We start from the raw sequence: 20895 nt of genomic DNA on the forward strand, positions 1-20895 counted from the left end.
GCATCCGCCTACCCACCAAATGAAGGAGAAGACGGCGCGACGAGCGCGTTTGTGCGGGCCACCGCACGGAGGCGGCGAAATCTCCTTCATTTGAGAGTGGGGGATGCGGAGACGGGGACAGGGACGTGGGGGCGGAGGCCGCGCGCGTCGGCGGTCGCGCCTAGAATTGCGGGCGATGACTTACGTTCTTGACTCGTTCGAGCAGCCCGGCCACACGACGGGTGGCGGAATCGACGATGCCCTGTTGGCCGGGCTCAATCCTCAGCAGCGCGAAGCGGTGGTCTACCGCGGTCAGTCGCTGCTGATCGTGGCGGGGGCGGGCTCCGGCAAGACGAGCGTGCTCACGCGCCGCATCGCCGGCCTGCTGCAGACCCGCGAGGCGTGGCCGAGCCAGATCCTGGCCATCACGTTCACGAACAAGGCGGCCGCCGAGATGCGCGAGCGCGTGAAATCGCTGGTGGGGGATTCCGCGGAGGGGATGTGGATCTCGACGTTCCACTCCGCCTGCACGCGCATCCTTCGTCGCCAGGCCGAGTCGATGGGAATGAAGCAGAGCTTCACCATCTACGACACCGCAGACCAGCGCGCCCTGCTCAAACGGATCATCAAGGAGCTCGGTGCAGACACCGTCGGCTTCACGCCGGGTGGGGTGTCGAGCCGCATCTCGAAGCTCAAGAACGAGCTCACCGACATCGACGCCTTCGCCCGCAGCGTCAACATGGACGACCCCAAAGAGGCCGGTTTCGTCGAGATCTTCAAGCGCTACACCTCGGCGCTCCGCCGGGCCAACGCGCTCGACTTCGACGACATCATCGCCGAGACCGTCTACCTGTTCCGTGCGTTTCCGGATGTCGCTGCGCTCTACCAGCGCAGATTCCGGCACGTGCTCGTTGACGAGTACCAGGACACAAACCACGCCCAGTACGCCCTGATCCGCGAGTTTGTGCGCGCCGTCGCGCCGCAGAACGTGCCGGCGGACACCCGCATGAAGCTCGACCCGAACGGCGGCATCCCCGGGGCATCGCTCACCGTTGTGGGCGACAGCGACCAGTCGATCTATGCGTTCCGCGGGGCCGACATCCGCAACATCACCGAGTTCGAACGCGACTTCCCGAACTCGAAGGTGATCCTGCTCGAACAGAACTACCGGTCGACCCAAAACATCCTCGACGCGGCCAACGCGGTCATCTCAAACAACTTCGACCGTAAGGCGAAGAACCTGTTCACGGTCGTCGGGTCCGGCGACAAGATCACCGGATTCACCGGGTACTCGGGGCATGACGAGGCCCAGTTCGTGGCCGACGAGATCGAGGCCCTGCGCTCGGCAGGCGGCAGCCTCAATGACATTGCCGTCTTCGTGCGCACCAACTCGCAGACCAGGCCGCTCGAAGAGATCTTCATCCGTTCCGCGATTCCGTATCGGATTCCCGGCGGCACAAAATTCTACGAACGAGCCGAGATCAAGGATGCGATGGCCTACCTGATCCAGGTGGCCAACCCCGACGACGACCTGGCCCTGCGCCGCATCATGAACGTGCCCAAGCGCGGCATCGGTCCCGCCACCGAGGCGGCCATGCAGGCCCACGCGAACCGCATCGGCACCCCACTTCGCGAGGTGCTTGCGGATGCGGGCCAGCTCGGGCTCGGACCGAAGGTGACGGCAGCGATTGTCGAGCTCGGCGAGATCCTGGATGACGCTGGCCGGGTGGCCACGACGGCCGCTCCGCACGACATCCTCACGGACATCCTGAAACGCACCGGCTACCACCAGGCGCTGAAAACCAGCGGCGATGCTCAGGATGAGGCGCGCGCCGAGAACCTGGAGGAGCTGGTCTCGCAGACCAAGGAGTTCAGGACGGTCAACCCGGAGGGCTCGCTCATCGACTTCCTCACCGGCGTCGCGCTCTTCGCCGCTGCGGACGAGATCGACGACGAGGATGGCTCGGTCTCGATCATGACCCTGCACACCGCAAAGGGTCTCGAATACGACGCCGTCTTCCTGACCGGGGTCGAAGAAGACCTGCTGCCGCACCGAATGTCTGCCAACGAGCCCGGCGGGCTTCAGGAGGAACGGCGACTGTTCTACGTAGGAATCACCCGCGCCCGCAAGCGCCTCTACATCTCGCTCGCCGCCTCCCGCGCGAGCTTCGGCGAGGTGAACGTCGCGATGCCGAGCCGCTACCTGCAGGAGATACCGGCCGACCTCATCGTGTGGAAGCAGTCTGGCGGCGGTGGCGGATTCCGAAGCAACCGTCCACTGCGGTCCGCTCCGATGCGTGACAGCTACAGCGCATTGCCGCCCGCGCCGCCGCGCGTGAAGACGGAGTGGACGAGCGCGGTGACCGGGCTCGTGCGCGACAACGGCGTCATGACCCTCGAGGCTGGCGACCGCATCCGGCACACCGATTTCGGTGAGGGCAAGGTGACCGCCGTGACGGGCGAGGGTACCAAGCGCGTCGCCGAGGTGCAGTTCGACACCGCAGGGCGAAAGCGCCTGCTGATCAAGATCGCACCGATCGAGAAGCTATGACGCAACGCGAGCAGGCGCGCCAGCGCATCATCGTTCCCTCGGTGCGGATCACCGAGCCGATGCAGTTGCTCGCGCACACGCTCGCCACGATTCGCGCCGACCTCGAGCTCACCGAAGATTTCCCGCCCGAGGTTGAGGCCGAGGCCGCCGCGACCGTCGAGTCAGCGGTGCTGCCGCCGGACGACCTGACGGCGATCGGGTTCGTCACCATCGACCCCGAGGGGTCAACCGACCTCGACCAGGCCGTGCACATCGCGCGCAGCGGCGACGGCTTCGTGGTGAGCTACGCGATCGCCGATGTGCCGCTGTTCGTGCCGCCCGGTGGCGCCGTCGACGCCGAGGCGAGACGCCGGGGCCAGACCATGTACGCGCCGGATGGGCGCATCCCGCTGCACCCCACGGTGATCAGCGAGGGCGCGGCGTCCCTGCTCGCGGGCGAGACCCGCAGCGCCTACGTCTGGACCTTCGAGCTGGATGCCGCGACCAACGTGACCGCGACGACACTGCGCCGGGCGCAGGTGCGATCCCGTCAGCAGCTCACGTACGCCGAGGCGCAGGCATCCATCGACGACGGATCCGCGGACGAATCACTGCAACTCCTGAAGGAGGTCGGACTCGGACGCATCGAGGTCGAACGCGAGCGCGGGGGAGCCAGCCTCAACCGGCCAGACGAGGAGGTCGAGTTCGAAGGGGGACACTACCTGCTGGTGCGGCGCGATCCGCTGCCGGTGGAGGAGTGGAACGCCCAGATCTCGCTGATGACCGGCATGGCGGCGGCGGCAATCATGCTCGACGGCGGTGTGGGCATCCTGCGCACGATGCCGGCGCCGGACGACGAGACACTGGAAAACTTTCGCAGGCAGGTGGCGGCACTGGGATGCCCGTGGCCAACCGATCAGGCGTATGGCGAGTACCTCCGCGAGCTGGATCCGGCAGAGCCGAGGGCGCTCGCGGCGATTCATGCGGCAACCTCCCTCTTCCGCGGAGCTGGCTACACGGCCTTCGACGGCGAGTTGCCCGAGGAGCGGCTGCAGGCAGCGGTCGCAGCACCTTACGCGCACACGACGGCTCCGCTACGGCGACTGCTTGACCGCTTCGTGCTGGTGACCTGCGAGGCGCTGACAGCCGGACAGCCTGTGCCCGAATGGGTGCGCGAGGCGCTCCCAACGCTTCCCAAGGAGATGGGGCGCTCTGACGGGGTCGCGTCCCGCCTCGACCGGGCCTCGGTGGATGCGATCGAAGCCGCGCTGCTCAGCGACAGGATCGGCGAGCAATTCGACGTTATCGTCACGGGCGCGAAGAACGGTGGCGGCAGCATCCAGCTCACCGACCCGGTGGTGACGGCGAGCATCGAAGGCGAGGTGACGGCCGGAGATTCCGTTCGCGCCACCCTGGTCTCCGCCGACATCGCCAGTGGCACGGTCGTCTTCCGGCTCTGATCGGGCGGGTGCTCAGTCGAGCGCCTCCATGGGGTCGGCGTGAACGATGCCGGGCCTGATGCGGTCTCGACGCACCCACAGCATGACCACGACGAGCAGGGCGATCGAGACGACGAGCAGTGCGGTGGCCGACACGGCGACCGCTGAGGGAATCCCGAAGGCAACACCGAGCGCTCCGATGACCACGCCGCTGCCGACTCGCGAACCCATCGCGGTCGTCTGCCCGGCGCCCACAAAGAGGCCCTGCCGATCCGCCGGGGCCGCGAGCTGGATGACGGTCTGTGCGGTCGACATGGAGATGATCGACGCCAGGCCGGAGATCCCGAGTGCCAGGAGGGTGAGGGGAACGCTCCGTGAGAGGGCAAACACCAGCATGCTCGCGGCGAAGACGATGGTGCCCATGATGGCAAGTCTCGAGCTGGCGCGCACGCCGCCGATTGCCTCAAGGCCGATGCCGCCGACGATCGCGCCGAGGGACGTGGCGACGAGCAGCAACCCGTAGCCGAGGCCGGAGTCGGACTGGCCCAGCAGTTCGCCGAATTCGGGGAGCAGGGGCATCACGGCGGTGCCGATGAGCAGACCCACCGACCCCTGAAGCAGCATCATCGCGAGGATCGGCGGGAATCTCGGCACCTCCTTCAGCACTCCGAATACCTGTCGCACGCTCGGGCGCGCCGGGCGCGCGGCACCCGCACGCCGGGAGTGACCGTCGATGGGCACCCTGATGAGGTAGACGAGAAAGGGAATATAGAGCGCGACGATCACGAACATCCCGATGCCCGGCCCGATCGTGAAGAGCAGCACGGCGCCGATCGCCGGGCCCACGAGCTGCCCCAGCGAGAGCCCGGTAGCCATGAGCCTGATGCCGCTGGTGAGATCTTTCGTGCCCACCATGTCGAGCAGCATGACCTTGTCCGCCGGCTGCCACAGGGCGCTCGCAAACCCATGGAGCACCAGCAGCACGACGCAGTGCCAGGGCTGCAGGGTGGCCGAGACGATCAGCACACCCCACCCAACCGATACGAGCATGAATAACGCGAGCGACGTTTGAATGATCCGCCGGTTGTCGAAGCGATCGGCCAGGGATCCGAACGGGATGGAGAAGAACAAATGGGGGAGCCAGTGGCTGACCACCGCGAAGCCCGCGAGCACCGGCGAATGGTAGAGCTGCCACATGACCCAGTAGGTGAGCGCGTGCTCCGCGTTATCTCCGGCCATCAGCAGGCTTCCGCCCATCAGGTACCCCCGGTACCAGCGGACGCGCAGCGCAGAAAACCTCACACCGCAACCGTATCCCCCATGCGGAGCGGGCCTAACCGGGCAGTGAACCCGTCCTGAACCGCGCGAGGTAGCGACGTTTCGGGGCATGTCGAATCCACCGCGGCAGCAGCGGATACGCGACCCGGATAAGTCGAACCAGTCGGTCGAAGCGTCGCTGGTCGAAGGCCAGTCCGTAAGCATCCCGCAGTGCGGGGCTGAGCAATCCCGCGGTTAGCAGCCTCAGTGTGGGCATGGCGGCGCGCATCCACCACGGCCCTGTCGATGGATGAAGCAGCTCACCTGCGACGCCCTTGGCGACGTCGTCCACCCGAAGCGCGGTCTCGGCGGTGGCCCAGTAACGCGCGAACGCTGCGGGAGTCTCGGGCCACAGTGCGCGCGGTAGCCCCAGCGTGGTCGCGATGATGGAGTAGTCCGCGAGCAGCGACTCCGCGTCGGCGGCGGCGAGGGGACCGTAGACGAGTTCACGCACGCGCATCGCCGTGTCGTAGAGGGTGGCCGCCACCCAGAGTTGCAGCTGGTCGTCCCTGGCGCTGTATTGCACGGCCGCACCCGGCTCGGACCTCACGGGAGCGTGCGCTGCACCCACCCTCCGTGCGACCCGACGCACCTCGTCCGCGGTGCCGTACACGATGACGTAGAGATAGGTGAGGGTGCCGTGCAGCCGGTCGAGGGGTCGGTTCGCGAAGTCGCTGTGCGCGGCGACGCCGTGCCCGACACCGGGATTGGCGAGTTGCAGCAGAATGGCGCGGGCGCCGCCGGCCAGCAGGATCGCCTCGGCCGAGACGTCCCCTATTCGCAGGGGGGTCTGCGGCAGTCCGGGCATGGACCCATTCTCCCGTGCTGGCCCTGTGACAGTCCCCTGCGGGAGTGACCTTCATCGAGATCGCCACTTCTGTGGGGTCGAACGCGGTCCAGGCAGCAGAAGTGGCGATCTCGGCACCGCAAGTGGGCCAGACCGTGGCTGGGCGGAGTCCCGGCGCCCCTAGCGTGAAAGTTCCGAAGAATTTAAGATCGGTCTAAGACGGCATCGAACGCAGTGGCCCGGAGGAGTCGGTAGGCTTGTGCGTGGCCAAAGTGTCTTGATGTCGAGTTATTCCGACAGCAGGCATTCGCCTTTCAACTGAAACCGATCGCTACGATTGCGAGAGTTACGTGGATCTTTTCGAGTACCAGGCTCGGGACCTTTTCGAATCCTATGGAGTGCCTGTACTTGCCGGCATCATTGCCGACACACCGGCTGAGGCGAGAGCGGCGGCCGAGAAAATCGGCGGAACCGTCGTCGTCAAGGCGCAGGTCAAGGCCGGAGGTCGCGGCAAGGCCGGCGGCGTCAAGGTGGTGCACAATCCTGAGGATGCCGCCACCGCAGCCGAGGCCATTCTCGGCCTCGAGATCAAGGGCCTGACCGTCAACCGGGTCATGGTCGCCGCCGGTGCACGCATCGACAAGGAGTACTACTTCTCGATCCTGCTCGACCGGGCGAACCGTTCATACCTGTCGCTGTGCAGCGTCGAGGGTGGCATGGAGATCGAGGAGCTCGCGGTAGAGCGTCCGGACGCTCTTGCGAAGATCGAGGTCAATCCGCTCGACGGCATCGACCTCGCCAAGGCAACTGAGATCGCCCTCGCGGGTGGCTTCGATGCCGAGCTCGCCGACAAGGTCGCGCCGGTGCTCGTGAAGCTCTACGACGTTTACAAGGGTGAGGATGCGACGCTCGTCGAGGTCAACCCGCTCGTACTGACCGAAGATGGCCAGATCCTGGCCCTCGACGGCAAGGTCACGCTCGACGAGAACGCCGAGTTCCGTCACGCGAACCACGCTGAACTCGAGGATGCAGCTGCTGCAGACCCGCTCGAGGCCAAGGCGAAGGCTGCCGGCCTCAACTACGTGAAGCTCGACGGCGAGGTCGGAATCATCGGTAACGGTGCTGGGCTCGTGATGTCCACGCTCGACGTGGTCAGCTACGCCGGTGAGAAGCACGGCGGAGTGCGACCGGCCAACTTCCTCGACATCGGCGGCGGAGCATCCGCTGAGGTCATGGCCGCTGGCCTCGACGTCATCCTCGGTGACCCGCAGGTGAAGAGCGTGTTCGTGAACGTCTTCGGCGGAATCACCGCGTGCGACGCCGTTGCGAATGGCATCGTCGGTGCGCTCAAGGTTCTGGGCGACACCGCGACTAAGCCGCTGGTCGTCAGACTCGATGGCAACAAGGTTGAGGAAGGCCGCGCCATCCTCGCCGCTGCAGGCAACCCGCTGGTCACACTGGCGGACACCATGGACGAGGGCGCCGACAAGGCCGCCGAGCTGGCTTCGAAGTAAGGGCAACGGAACAATGTCAATCTTCCTCAACAAGGATTCAAAGGTCATCGTCCAGGGCATCACCGGCGGCGAGGGCACCAAGCACACGGCGCTCATGCTGAAGGCGGGCACGAACGTAGTCGGTGGCGTGAACGCGCGCAAGGCCGGCGAGACCGTCTCCCACGACGGTGATGTCATCCTCCCCGTGTTTGGCACCGTCGCTGAGGCGATGGAGTCAACTGGTGCCGACGTCTCGATCGTCTTCGTCCCGCCGGCGTTCGCGAAGAACGCCGTCGTCGAGGCCATCGAAGCCGAAATCGCTCTCGTGGTCGTCATCACCGAGGGAATCCCGGTGCAGGATTCTGCCGAGTTCTGGGCGCTCGCCAAGAGCAAGGGCAACAAGACCCGCATCATCGGCCCGAACTGCCCCGGAATCATCACTCCGGGTGAGTCGCTCGTCGGTATCACCCCGGCCACCATCACGGGCAAGGGCCCGGTCGGTCTCGTCTCCAAGTCGGGCACCCTGACCTACCAGATGATGTTCGAACTGCGTGATCTGGGCTTCTCGACGGCCATCGGTATTGGCGGCGACCCGATCGTGGGCACCACCCACATCGACGCTCTCGAGGCATTCGAGGCCGACCCCGAGACCAAGGCGATCGTCATGATCGGTGAGATCGGTGGTGACGCTGAGGAGCGCGCGGCCGACTACATCAAGGCGAACCTGACCAAGCCGGTCGTTGCCTACGTTGCAGGCTTCACCGCCCCGGAGGGCAAGACCATGGGCCACGCTGGCGCCATCGTCTCCGCCGGTGCCGGTACCGCTCAGGGCAAGAAGGAGGCCCTTGAGGCCGCCGGAGTCAAGGTCGGCAAGACGCCGAGCGAGACCGCAACCCTGCTGCGCGAGGTTCTCGCAGCGCTGTAACACAGCGTCGCTGCGGAGCCCGGCTCCTTGGCACCCAGCTTCACCGGATGGCCCGCTTCGGCGGGCCATCCGTCGTTGCTACCACACGAAGACTGGTGACCCTCCGGGGGTCTCCGACGGCAGGATGAGGTCGGTCCCGGCGTAGCGCGCGGTCAGCCAGTGCACCCCGCGCGTGAGCTTCGGCAGTGTGAATCGGATGCGTCCGTGATCGTTTTTCGTGAGGGTCCCCGTCGCGATGACGACTCCGTGGTCGAGCACCTCCACGGTTCCCGTCGGAGTGGCCTCGCCGGCCTCGACCACCGCCGTGTACTTCACTTTCGTGTTGGTGGTGGCGAAGGTCGGTTGTGCGGAGCCGCGGATGCTGCTGACGACAGGCTCGGGCTGCTCGCCCTCCATTAGTACGGCAACCGTGCGTGCCGGCACCGTGACGGAGCCCGTCGCGGTGCTCCAGGTGGTCTGCTTCACGACGTCGTCGAGACCGTTGGACTGGGTTTCGCTGAGGGTGAAGTTGCGACCGGCGAGCTCCGGAATGACCTGCGTCGTGGCATCCGGAGACGCATTGAAGACCACGATGAGCCCATCGAACTGATCGTCGACGTCCGTTCCGAGGGTGTCGTCCACCGTCATTGTGATGACGCCGGGGGTGGCATCCGGTCCGCTGCCGGGGAAGGCGAGCTTCTGGCCGATCGTCTCGGCGTCACCGAGCCTGAACAGCGTGGTCGACTGCTTGAGCCGGAGCAGATCCTGGGCCGACGCCGAGCTCGCAGCGATATCTGCCGGGGTCGGAGTCAGCGCGGGATCTTCCAGCAGCCCAATCATGATCGGCCACTTGTCTTCGTTGTCGGCCGCTGTGGGAAGGCCGACACCGAAATTGTTTGTCTGGCCGCTCCAGTCAATCCGGTTGAACCAGTCACCCGAGTTATAGCTGTTGCGGTCGAGGGACTTCGACCGAAGCAGATCGGTGCCAGCGTGCCACAGCGAAGGCGACTGCGACAGCGTCGCGGTTGCCAGCGACAGTGTGTTCATCCGCACCCGATCGGCCATGGGAGTGTCGGCCGGGAGCTTGAGGGCGAGCAGGTCGAAGAGCGTCTCGTTGTCGTGCGCGTCGACGTAGTTGATGGTCTCGGCGGGCTGGCTGGCGTAGCCGGCGGGCTGACCGTTGTACACGAACTCGTCACCCCGCTTTACGGTGCCGTCTGAGGCAACGAAGCTGAAGTCGCTCAGGTTTCCGGTGAGCCCCAGGCGGACGAGGTCGGTCTGCTGCGCAAGTCGCACCAGCGCTTCGTCCGTCGTTCCGTTGATGGCGGCTCCGTTCGGGTCTGTGCCGAGCCCGGTGCCATATCCCTGCTGCTGAATGGTGCCGCCATCGACGGGGCTGCCGCCGTGGACTCCGTCGCGAAGACGGTCGTTGAAGGTGCCGATGCCTGTGCCGCCGAGCTGGCCCTGTGCTGCCTGCTCGAAGAGCGCGTTGTTGGCTACCTCCCCGAAGTTCCAGCCTTCGCCGTACAGGTAAATGCTCTTCCCGTCGACGCCATCCTTTTTCAGGGTCAGAGCATCGAGGGCATCGCGCACCGCGATCATGTTCGCTTTCGAGTGGTGGCCCATCAGGTCGAACCTGAACCCGTCGACCTTGTACTGACGGGCCCACAGCACCACCGAATCGACCATCAGCTTCTCGGCCATGTCGTGTTCGGTTGCGACATTCTGGCAGCAGGTGGATGTCTCGACCGCGCCGCCTGCGTTGAGGCGGTGGTAGTAACCGGGCACAACCTGGTCGAGAACCGACTTCTCGCCCTGTCCACTCTGCGCCGTGTGGTTGAACACCTCATCGAGCACGACCTGCAGGCCGGTCTCGTGCAGGGCGCCGACCATGCTGCGGAACTCAGCAACGCGGGCGCCGCCCTCGGGGTTAAGTGCGTACGAGCCCTCTGGCACCGAGAAATGGTAAGGGTCGTAGCCCCAGTTGAAGCCGTCCGCGTCGGCAATCGCCTGAATGCACGCCTGCTGCTCAGTCGAGGCAGGGCCGTATGACTCGAGGTCGCAGTTCGGCGTCGCCTGGGCGGCCCGGTTCTCCTCGATCGTGGCGATGTCGAACGTCGGAAGCAGGTGCACAGTGTTCAGTCCGGCATCCGCCAGTTCGGCAAGATGCCGGGTGCCCGCGCTGTCGACGTCGAACGCCCCATAGGTGCCGCGCAGGTTCTCGGGAACACTCTCATCAGAGATCGAGAAGTCGCGCACGTGCAGCTCATAGATCGACCGGTCGACCGGATTGTCGATTACCGGCGCTGCAGTCTTTTCCCACTCTTTCGGTCGATACCGCTTGTCTGCCAGATCGACCAGCACCGAGCGAACCGAGTTGACGGTAAGCGCAACGGAGTATGGGTCGGTGACCCGGTTGACCTCGATGGCACCTGTCGTCGGCGCAAAGACGGTCACCTCGAACGCGTAGGAGGCTCCCGCCCAGGCTTTCTTTCCGGTGGTAGTCCACGCGCCATCGTCCTGCCGCTTGAGCGCAAGGCGGGTGGGCTCGGCCTCATCGCCTGCTGTCCAGACGAGGGCTTCGACCTTCTGCGCGGTGGGAGCCCAGAGTGCCAGTGTCGGCTTTGACTTCGACCACGACGTGCCGAGGGTGCGCTTCGATGCGGCCTCCGCGTACAGATCGTCGAGCACCCCGGGGAGCTGCACGCCGGTCGCGGCGGTGAGCAAGTCGTCAATTCCGAATAGAGCGACCTGCAGTTGGGTCGTGAGCAGCTTTTCGACCGCGGCTCGATCGACACCGACAGGCCGAAGGGCAACAGCGTTTTTCAGCGCAGGGAACAGCGCCTTCTCGGCATCGGAGAGTCCGGCGGGGTCGTACGTGAGCTCGACCGTGCTGCCGCCGGAGACCTCTCCGTCGGCAATCGAGAGCCCGGCAGAGGCCGAGGAATAGAGCACGAAGCTGAGGTCTTTCGGGTCAGCATTCGTCGGAAGCAGATCGCGTGGCCACGCGAGGGTGTCTTCAGAAACCCAGTGGGCGCGTTGCTGCCCGGTGCCGGCCAGCGGTGGGTCGGCCGACTCGATCGTGAGCACGTGGGTCGCCAGCGTGTAGCTGAAGAGCGTGTTCTTGCCCTCTGTGGCGGAGAACTGGATGTTGGGACCGTCGGCCACCCCGCCGGCGCCGTAGTTCTCGGCCCAGCTGAGGTTGTGCGCGACCTTCCCCTCATAGGATCCGGTCGGAAGAGTCGATGTCGAGAACGTGAAAACGCCGTCCCCATCGGCATCCTGCAGCCAGGTCGCGAGGCAATCGGGCTGCCAGTCTCCCGGGCATCCTGCCTCGCTCTGGAACGACCCTGGCGCGACGATGATGTCACCCTGCGCCGAGTTCTGGAAGAACTTTGTGCGCGGGTCGAAGTAGAAGGTCACAGCACCACCGGGGGAGGTGTAAGAGACATTCGATCCCTGTGGGGCTCCGCCAGCGCCGTAGTTGATGTCCCAGCTGCCGTTGATGGCGACCTTGTACTCGTAGTCGCCGGCGGGGATGTCGAAGGTGCCCGAATAGATTCCGTCGGCACGTTTCGTGAGCTTCGCCGCATCGCAGCCGGGCTGCCAGTCTCCCGCGCAGCCCATCTCGGAGTTGTGGCTTCCCGGCACAGTCACCAGGTCGATACCAGGCTCGGGGTCGACAGTGTCGACGAGATTCACCGCGTTACCGATCGAGGCGAAGGTGGATGCCGCTGCCCGCTGCCCTGCTGCATCGGTCGAGATCGCGCGGTACTCCACAAGCGTGCCAACCGCGAGTCCCGCGGTGTCGTGGAATACGCGCGGGCTGGTGTCTTCTGCCGTGCCGAGTTTCGTCCAGTCGCTCGAGCCGACGACGCGCCACGCGAAGCTTGTCTCCTGCCACGTCGCGTCGGCGACATCCGCGCCCACGGGTGAAACGCCGGTGAGGCCGGCTCCCGCAACAGGGGCATCGATCGTGATGGCGGTCGCCGCGGCAGGTGCCGTCACGGGCCGGTCGGCGAGCAGGACGATTGAGCTCAGCGCCGGAACGGTCAGGGTGACCTCTCCAGCGGCGTTTGCTGTCGTTGCAGCACCGGCAGCACCGTACAGCACCGAGTAATCGGCCCCGGCGGTGAGTGTATTGAAGGTGACGGCCTTGGCTTCGCTCGAGTTATTGAGCGCTACGAGGTGCTCGATCTTCTCGTCTCGATCGACCCGGCTAAAGGCATACACGCCAGCCCCGGAATCGGCGTACCGCTCGATCTGGGCACCCTGGGCGAGCGCCGGGTGAGTGTTGCGCAGCGCCGAAAGGGCGGCGATGTGAGCGTAGAGCGGGGCGTCTGTGCCGTAGCGGTCGACCGATCCTGCCGTCTCGCCCGTGATGAGCGGCTGAGTCGTGTATTCGTCGACCTGGCTGGCGAAGAGAGACTGCCGGGCGCTTTGATCGTTGCCGCCGCCGACGCCAGCGAAGCCCTGTTCGTCGCCGTAATAGACCACGGGCTGGCCGCGGGTGAGATACATGAGTTCATGGGCCAGCTCGTCGCGCGCGAGCGGTGCATCCGTGTTCTTGAGGAAGTAGCCGATTCGGCCCATGTCGTGATTGCCGAGGAACGTCGGCAGGGCATAGGCGTTCGAGTCCGGCGTGGTGTACAGGTCGTCGCTAGCGAACAGAGCGCTCAAACCCCTGGCACTGTTGCCCGCGGCGAAACTCGTCGCCTGCGACTGGAACGAGAAGTCGAGCACAGAATTGATGTCGGTTTTTCGAACGTAGGGCGAGGTGTTCGCGGCGTTGGCGTCGTAGACCTCGCCGAACATGAAGAAGTCGTCATTGCCCTTGGCTCTGGCGTAGTCCAATACCTCTGTCGACCACGTCTGCCAGAACTCGAGGTTCACATGCTTGACGGTGTCGATGCGGAATCCGTCGATGCCGAAATCGACCCAATTCTTGTAGACGTCCACGAAACCATCCACAACCCTGGGGTTCTCGGTCATGAGGTCGTCGAGGCCGGAGAAGTCGCCGTCGAGCACGCTTTCACCCTCGAAGGTCGAGTCGCCGCGGTTGTGATACAGCGTGGGATCGTTCAGCCAGGCCGGAACCTTGCGATCCGCGTTCTCGGCGGAGACCACCGGCGTGTACGGGAAGGATGTCGCGGCATCCAGCTCCGGGAAGTCGGCGCTGCCAGCCACCGCCGCAGGGTCGAAGGGCTCGCCAGCCGCCGTCAGGTACGGCACCGTGGCCTTGTCGATGTAGCTGTATTGCTTCTGCTCGTTGTCGATGATGTCGGCGGTGTGGTTGGTGATGATGTCGAAGTAGACCTTCATGCCGCGAGCGTGAGCGTCGTCGATAAGCGCTGACAGCTCGGCGTTCGTGCCGAGGTGAGGGTCGATCTGGGTGAAATCGGTGATCCAGTAGCCGTGGTATCCCGCCGACGCGTTGTCGCCCGTGCCCTGCACAGGGTTGTTGAGGAACGACGGCGTGAGCCAGATCGCGCTTGTCCCGAGGCCCTGGATGTAATCGAGCTGCGAGTGAAGCCCCGCGAGGTCTCCGCCGTTGTAAAAGCCCTTTTTGGTCGGGTCGTAGCCCGAATCCATCGGGTCGCTTCCCAGGCCAGCCGTGTTGTTGGCTGGGTCGCCATCCTTGAACCGGTCAGTCATGACGAAGTAGAACTGCTCATCGCTGCCGGGTTGCCGGATCGGGTCGGCGACGAGCGCGGCATCCTGGTCGCTGTAGCTGGTTGCCAGGCTGAGAGCCTCGAGACCGACGCGCTTCTTCGCGAGGTCGAAGGTGAACCGAAGTGTGCTGTCGCCGCCAACGGTGAGCGGGATGTTGTCTGCGCCCCCGTCGAGGCCGTACGCCTCGTCCCAGGAGTCGTTGAGAGCGACCTTGTAGTCGTAGCTGCCCGCAGGAAGCGTGAACTCGGCTGACCACAGTCCGGCGGTGCCGGTGGGCACGAGGGCGGTCGCGTCGCAGGCCGGATCCCAGTCGACATCGCAGCCCAGCTCCGATTGCAGGCTGCCGACCAACGCGACGGTCGGTTCTGCTGCTGCGGCTGCCGGTACGAACGGCAATGGTGCGACGAGAAGCCCGGATGCGACGATGGCCGCCGCAGAGATCGTGGCGAGCGCGCGAGCCGCGCGATGGGGCTGTGTCATCTTTGACTCCCGAGATCGTGGTGCGCTTCACTGCGCAGAGACCAACGAGAGTGACGGTACTCGACTGGCAGGTGAACTGCAAGCGTTTGCACGACAAAGGGGTCTACCCCCGTGTGGGGGAGAGGGCAGCAAGGCGCCCTCCGGCACCAGCCGGAGGGCGCGCAGGGGTTACTTCATCATCTCGCTGACGCAGATGAAGTTACCTTCGCTGTCGCGGAGCCAGGCTGAGCGCAGGTCGTCGATGGTGGCGACTCCGTTGACAGTCTTCATATCCGGGGTTTCGTACTCTTCGAATACGACTCCGTTTGAGCGCATCACCGACATTTCTCCGTCGAGGTCGTCGGTGACCCATAACATCTGGGTGTTCTGGGCGGTGCCGGCGTTCGGGGTCTCATAGAGGTCGAACGCGGTGCCGGGAGACGGGTGGAACACGAGCATGCCAGCGTGCTCTTCGTCCGGATCCATCCCCAGCTTGTCGTGGTAAAAAGTGCGTGCTCGCGCGAGATCTGCGGCGGGCAGCACGGTGTGTGCTTCTTTCATCATGGGCCAGCTCCTCAAGGCCGTTGAAAGGTTCAATGGCAGTGCGGGAGGGGGAGGGGGCGCCGCACGGCGGCGCATCGCACTCGAGCTCCACGGTCGTCGGCGAACGGCCGACGCTAGTTGTGGTGTGCCCGACTCTACGCTCGTCGTCGGCCCGTTTCCAGTGGCTCAGGACGGTTGCTGGGCCGAGAAATCGGGGAGCTCCTGAAGGGTCCACGTGTTGCCGTCCGGATCGTCGAAGGTGACAAACCTGCCCCAGGCCTGCTCGTCGACGTCGCTTGCCTCGACTCCGTGCGATCGCAGGTGGGCCAGTGCCTCGTCTGCATCCGGAACGACGACCTGAATGGAGTTTTGGGTTCCCGGCGTCATCTCGGTGATGCCCTCGCCAAAGGCAATGGAGCACGCAGATCCTGGCGGAGTGAGCTGCACAAACCGCAACCCGGGCATGACGGTCTGGTCGTGGTCGACGGTGTATCCGATGCCAGCGTAGAAGTCGCGCGCGCGGTCGACATCCGTGACGGGAATAAAGATTAGTTCGATCTTCCAGTCCATGATTCTGTCCTTCACAAAGGTGTGGCGACGGTTGTGACGATAGTAGGACGACCGGTGTCATGAGGGCTAGAGGTCGTCGACCACGCATAGGCTGGCTGGACGACTAAAAGGGGTATTTGTGACACGTCGACTTCTCGCACCAGGCATGCTGGCTGCGGCGACTCTTGTGCTCTCCGGATGCAGTTTTCTCGCGCCGATCGTTACGCCGCCGGCGGCCTCGGAACCCACGGACGTGAACGGCTACTACTCACAGTCCCTCCGGTGGGACAGCTGCGGCACCGACCTGGAGTGCGCCACGGCCAAGGCGCCCATCGACTGGGACTCCCCGGCCGACGGCTCGATTGACCTTGCCCTCGTCAAACATCTGGCAACCGGTGTCGCGCAGGGTTCCCTGCTGGTCAACCCTGGCGGCCCCGGCGGTTCAGGGTGGGACTACGTCTTCTACAGCGGCGAATATTCCGCCACCCCCGCCGTCGTCGAAAATTTCGATGTCGTCGGCTGGGATCCGCGAGGCGTCGGGCAATCCACACAGGTAGTGTGCTTCACCGATCCGAAGCAGACGGATGAAACCTTGTACGGCACCTACGACAGCCCGTACGACACGCAGGGCTGGATCGATGAGCTGGCGACGGTGGAGCAGTCCTTTGCGGCGGCGTGCGAGAAGAACACCGGCGCCCTGCTCGGCAACGTTGACACCGCCAGCAACGCCAAAGACATGGACATGCTGCGCGCGGTGCTCGGCGACGACAAGCTGAACTACCTCGGCTACTCCTACGGCACCTACTTCGGCACGGTCTATGCCGAACTCTTTCCGGATAAGGTCGGCCGTTTCGTGCTCGACGGCGCCGTCGACCCGCTCATCAGCGACTTCGAGAGTCTCAAGTTCCAGATGGCCGGGTTCGACAGCGCCTTCCGGGCGTACCTCGCAGATTGCCTCAGCGGCCCAGACTGCTTCTTCCAGGGGACGGTGGATGATGCGGCCGCCCAAGCCCGGTCGGCTCTCGACAACGTTGACGCCGCCGGCTTCACCAACGCAGACGGCCGGATGCTCGACTCAGCAACCCTCGCCACGGGCATCCTGTTCAATCTGTATTCGGAAAGCTCATGGCCGAGCCTGACCGCGATGTTCACCTCATTGGCCGCCGGCGATCCCGGCCCCACCTTCCAAAGCGCGGACTACTACAACTCGCGCAACGAGGACGGCACCTATCAAAGCAATTCCTTCGAGGTTTACGTCGCGGCTACCTGCGTCGACGGCGATTTCGTGAACGATCCTGCCTCCACCCTCGATCGCATCGCCGAGATCGATGCTGCAGCCCCCATCCTCGGCAAGTACGCGACCTACGACGACTTCGCCGTACTCGACACCGCGTGCACCAACTGGCCGGTGCCGCGCGCCGCCCTGCCCACCTCGTTCTCCGCCGACGGCGCGGCGCCCATCCTCGTGATCGGAACCACAAACGACCCGGCCACGCCGTATGCGTCGGCAGTGTCGCTCGCCCAGCAGTTGTCGAGCGGGGTGCTGATCTCGTACCAGGGCGAGGGCCACACCGTTTATAACCAGGGCGTGGCCTGCATCGACACCGTGGTCGACGACTACTTTGTGAACGGCACAGTTCCCGCCGCAGATCCGATGTGCTAGTCGTCTTTTTCGGCGAGCTGGACTGACAGTCGAATCGGCGCGTGGCCGGTAGGCCGCGCAGGGCATGGCGCCGCCGCCCGGTAGTGTCGCCAAGGTCATGAATCGCCAGCTCACCGCCCTGTTCGCCGCATTGGAGGCGATCCTCGTGATCGCGATCGGTGTGGCAATCCCGTTGGTGCCGCTGACGCTGCTGTGGGGCATCCAATACGGGCTCGCGATCGACTGGGCAGTGTTTTGGAGGGTGGCGGTCGACACCTGGCTGCTCGGCCACGGCGTTGACATCGCGATGACCCTCGACCCGGTCACCGCAGCCCAGCTGGGGCTGCCCACCGCCGGTGCGCCGTTCACCCTGACGATCGCGCTGCTCGGATTCGCGCTGTTGACGGTGCTGCTCGGCGTTCGGGCAGGCCGGCGCGTGGCCGAGACACGATTCAGGATCCTCGGCGAGCTTGTGTCGCTCACCACGTTCGCGCTGGTCTCCTTCACTGTGACCTTCACGGCGCAGCATCCTGACGCCACGCCGTCGCTCGTGCAGGGCACGCTGCTGCCGACGCTCGTCTTCGCTGTAGGCCTGGCAATCGGTGTGCGTCGAACGCGGAACCTGCAGGATAACCGCGGCAGCTCCATTCGCGACTGGATCAACGACTGGCCCACCACCGTGCGCGACGTCGTGATGACGGCTCTGCGCGGCGGGGCTGCTGCAGCCGCGACCGTCTTCACCCTCGCTGCCGTGCTCACCGCCGCAGCGATCCTGATGTCGTACGCCCGGATCATCACCCTCTACGAGAGCCTGCACACCGAAGTGCTCGGGGGAGTGACGATCACCCTCGCCCAACTCGCGCTTCTGCCCAACCTGGTCATCTACACGGCGAGCTGGCTTGTCGGTCCCGGCTTCGCGCTGGGCACGGGGTCTACGGTGAGCCCGTTGGCTACGCAGCTCGGTCCCGTTCCCGCAATCCCTGTGCTGGGGGCGCTCCCGCCAGAGGCGCTGGCGTTCGGATTCGTCGGACTGCTCGTTCCCGCCGTCGCGGGATTCCTCGTTGGCGCGATCCTCGGCCCTGGCGCACGCCGAAAGCTCGAAGCGCGCGAACTTGCGTTCGTGGCGATCGGCATCGGCCTGGTCGGCGGCGTCATCCTCGGGCTGCTGGCATGGGCATCCACGGGCGCTGCCGGCCCGGGACGGCTTCAGGATGTCGGCCCGAATCCGTTTGCGGTCGGCGGGTGGGCAGCGCTCGAGCTCGGGCTCGCCGCCATGGCAGGTCTGTTCGCGAGCCTGAAAAGAAGCTCCGCAAAGGTCGACGTCCTGCAGGGATAAGATTGCCGGGTGTTATCACTCGTAGTCCTGATCTCGGGGGGCGGGTCCAACCTTCTCGCGCTGCTCGAAGCCGCCGAAGATGTGCAGTTCCCGGCGCGCGTCGTCGCGGTGGGTGCCGACCGCCCTGCCGACGGATTCGATCATGCCGAGCGTTTTGGTGTACCCACCTTCTCGGTAGCGATGTCGAACTTTCCCGATCGCGACTCGTGGGGCGATGCCCTGCTCGAGCAGATCGAGGTCTGGCAGCCGGATCTTGTGATCCTCAGCGGTTTCATGAAACTGCTGCCACCCCGCGTCATCGCGGCGCTGTCGCCCAACCTGGTGAACACGCATCCTGCCTATCTGCCCGAATTCCCGGGAGCGCACGGCGTTCGGGATGCGCTCGCGGCGGGTGTCACCGAGACCGGCGCGAGCGTCATCGTCGTCGACAACGGGGTAGACAGCGGGCCGATCATCTCGCAGGAGCGCGTGGCCGTGCGGCCCGGCGACACAGAAACCAGCCTGCACAACCGGATCAAACCCGTTGAGCGCCGACTGCTGATCCAGGCAGTGCTCGACATCGCCAACTCCCACATCGACCTGAAGGAGCTCTCATGAGCGGCCCCAGCCACGCCCCGTCCGACTACCGATCGCGCGACGTCATCCAGATCGAGCGCGCCCTCATCTCGGTGAGCGACAAGACCGGGCTCGTCGAGCTCGCGACCGCGCTCGTCGCGGCCGGGGTTGAGATCGTCTCGACGGGGTCGACGGCAAAGACCATCGCTGCTGCCGGGCTCGCCGTGACCGAGGTTGCCGACGTGACGGGATTTCCGGAGTCGCTCGATGGCCGGGTCCGCACGCTGCACCCCGCCATTCATGCCGGCCTGCTGGCCGATCTTCGACTCGAATCGCACGAGCGCGAGCTGGGCGAGCTGGGCATTGCCGCGTTCCAACTCGTGGTCTCGAACCTCTACCCGTTCGTCGAAACTGTCGCCACCGGAGCACCCGTTGATGACGTGATCGAGCAGATCGACATCGGAGGACCCGCGCTCGTGCGGGCCTCGGCCAAGAATCACGCGAACGTCGCTATCGTCACGAGCCCGGCGAGCTACCAGCAGATCGAAAAGGCTCTCACTCTCGGCGGAACGACCCTTGCGCAACGCCAGCGATTGGCCGGTGAGGCGTTCATGCACACCGCGGCATATGACACGGCAGTCGCCGCGTATTTTGCCCAGAACGTCGGCATCGCCGCGGAGCATGCGAGCGCCGCGGACGACGAAGAGTCGAGCTTCGCCGACACCCTCAACTACGAGGTGCACCTCAAGAACACGCTGCGCTACGGGGAAAACTCCCACCAGACCGCCGCTCTCTTCGTCGAGAATGGCGGCCGTGGCATCGCGCAGGCCAACCAGCTGCACGGCAAGGAGATGTCATACAACAACTTCGTGGATGCCGATGCTGCAGTGCGCGCTGCCTACGACTTCGACGAACCGGCCGTGGCCATCATCAAGCACGCCAATCCGTGCGGCATCGCGGTGTCCCGCGGCGCGGGCGACCCGGTGGCATCAGCGCACGCGCGAGCCCACGCCTGCGACCCGGTCTCGGCGTTCGGCGGTGTGATCGCGTCAAACCGCCCCATCACCCTCGGAGCCGCGGAGTCGATCAAGGACATCTTTACCGAGGTCGTTGTTGCCCCGGGATTCGACGCTGACGCGCTCGAGGTGCTGCGGTCAAAGAAGAACCTTCGGTTGCTGCAGCTGCCGGACGGCTACGAGCGCTCCCCTGCGGAGTTCCGGCAGATCTCCGGTGGCGCACTCGTGCAGTCGCCAGACACCTATTCCGACTTCAACTCCGACGCGTGGACGCTCGTGGCGGGCGACGAGGTGGATGCGCCCACCCGCGCAGACCTCGAGTTCGCGTGGCGTGCCGTGCGTGCGGTGAAGTCCAACGCCATCCTGCTCGCCAACGACGGCGCATCAGTCGGCGTGGGAATGGGCCAGGTCAACCGGGTCGATTCGTGCCAACTCGCCGTCACCCGTGCCGGCGACCGGGCGGCAGGCTCCGTTGCGGCAAGCGACGCGTTCTTCCCCTTCGCCGATGGGCTCGAGATTCTGCTCGATGCCGGAGTGCGCGCCGTCGTGCAGCCCGGTGGATCCATCAGGGACGAGGAAGTGATCGCGGCCGCGAACAAGGCGGGCGTGACCATGTACTTCACGGGCGAGCGGCACTTCTTCCACTAAAAGCTCGCTCACAGCAAGCGCATAG

At 65.3% G+C, this 20895-nt stretch carries 13 protein-coding genes; 8 read left to right on the forward strand and 5 right to left on the reverse strand.

Annotation, left to right across the window (positions count from 1 at the left end):
* Positions 1-175 precede the first annotated feature (175 nt).
* Positions 176-2530, forward strand: a complete 2355-nt coding sequence (locus QMG83_RS03180; protein WP_283503902.1) for an ATP-dependent helicase — start codon at positions 176-178, stop codon at positions 2528-2530.
* Positions 2527-3969 carry an RNB domain-containing ribonuclease gene (locus tag QMG83_RS03185; RefSeq protein WP_502948990.1) on the forward strand — a complete coding sequence of 481 codons (1443 nt, stop codon included), beginning with the start codon at positions 2527-2529 and terminating at the stop codon, positions 3967-3969. The genes QMG83_RS03180 and QMG83_RS03185 overlap by 4 nt, the downstream gene beginning before the upstream one ends.
* Before the next feature lie 12 nt (positions 3970-3981).
* On the opposite strand, the gene QMG83_RS03190 is transcribed toward QMG83_RS03185, so the two are convergent.
* Together QMG83_RS03190 and QMG83_RS03195 are read right to left on the reverse strand one after the other, a co-directional pair.
* A complete protein-coding gene (locus QMG83_RS03190) occupies positions 3982-5250 on the reverse strand; it encodes an MFS transporter (RefSeq protein WP_283503903.1) in 1269 nt (422 codons plus the stop codon).
* 31 nt (positions 5251-5281) lie between these two features.
* A complete protein-coding gene (locus QMG83_RS03195) occupies positions 5282-6073 on the reverse strand; it encodes an oxygenase MpaB family protein (RefSeq protein WP_283503904.1) in 792 nt (263 codons plus the stop codon).
* Between the two features lie 329 nt (positions 6074-6402).
* Between QMG83_RS03195 and sucC the strand changes: the two genes are divergently transcribed.
* Positions 6403-7566, forward strand: a complete 1164-nt coding sequence (gene sucC, locus QMG83_RS03200) for an ADP-forming succinate--CoA ligase subunit beta (RefSeq protein ID WP_283503905.1) — start codon at positions 6403-6405, stop codon at positions 7564-7566.
* A gap of 13 nt (positions 7567-7579) precedes the next feature.
* The gene (sucD, locus tag QMG83_RS03205; RefSeq protein WP_283503906.1) at positions 7580-8470 is read left to right on the forward strand and encodes a succinate--CoA ligase subunit alpha; all 891 of its coding nucleotides are present in this window, start codon (positions 7580-7582) and stop codon (positions 8468-8470) included.
* Positions 8471-8548: 78 nt separating this feature from the next.
* Here sucD and pulA read toward each other — a convergent pair whose 3' ends face one another.
* From pulA to QMG83_RS03220, 3 genes are all read right to left on the reverse strand, one after another.
* Positions 8549-14602 (reverse strand): pullulanase-type alpha-1,6-glucosidase, encoded by a 6054-nt coding sequence (gene pulA / locus QMG83_RS03210; protein WP_283503907.1) that lies wholly within the window; start codon positions 14600-14602, stop codon positions 8549-8551.
* 168 nt (positions 14603-14770) lie between these two features.
* A complete protein-coding gene (locus QMG83_RS03215; RefSeq protein ID WP_283503908.1) occupies positions 14771-15145 on the reverse strand; it encodes a VOC family protein in 375 nt (124 codons plus the stop codon).
* Between the two features lie 165 nt (positions 15146-15310).
* Positions 15311-15694, reverse strand: a complete 384-nt coding sequence (locus QMG83_RS03220) for a VOC family protein (RefSeq protein ID WP_283503909.1) — start codon at positions 15692-15694, stop codon at positions 15311-15313.
* Between the two features lie 118 nt (positions 15695-15812).
* Between QMG83_RS03220 and QMG83_RS03225 the strand changes: the two genes are divergently transcribed.
* The 4 genes from QMG83_RS03225 to purH all read left to right on the forward strand — a co-directional run bounded on the left by QMG83_RS03225 (position 15813) and on the right by purH (position 20870).
* Positions 15813-17336, forward strand: a complete 1524-nt coding sequence (locus QMG83_RS03225) for an alpha/beta hydrolase (protein WP_283503910.1) — start codon at positions 15813-15815, stop codon at positions 17334-17336.
* Positions 17337-17433: 97 nt separating this feature from the next.
* Positions 17434-18651, forward strand: coding sequence for a cell division protein PerM (locus QMG83_RS03230; protein ID WP_283503911.1), 1218 nt, complete (start codon positions 17434-17436; stop codon positions 18649-18651).
* Between the two features lie 9 nt (positions 18652-18660).
* A complete protein-coding gene (gene purN, locus QMG83_RS03235; RefSeq protein ID WP_283503912.1) occupies positions 18661-19248 on the forward strand; it encodes a phosphoribosylglycinamide formyltransferase in 588 nt (195 codons plus the stop codon).
* The gene (purH, locus tag QMG83_RS03240) at positions 19245-20870 is read left to right on the forward strand and encodes a bifunctional phosphoribosylaminoimidazolecarboxamide formyltransferase/IMP cyclohydrolase (protein ID WP_283503913.1); all 1626 of its coding nucleotides are present in this window, start codon (positions 19245-19247) and stop codon (positions 20868-20870) included. Before purN ends, purH begins: the two co-directional genes overlap by 4 nt.
* Positions 20871-20895 lie beyond the last annotated feature (25 nt).

It is taken from the genome of Salinibacterium sp. G-O1 (assembly GCF_030063305.1).
Taxonomy (GTDB): Bacteria; Actinomycetota; Actinomycetes; order Actinomycetales; family Microbacteriaceae; genus Rhodoglobus.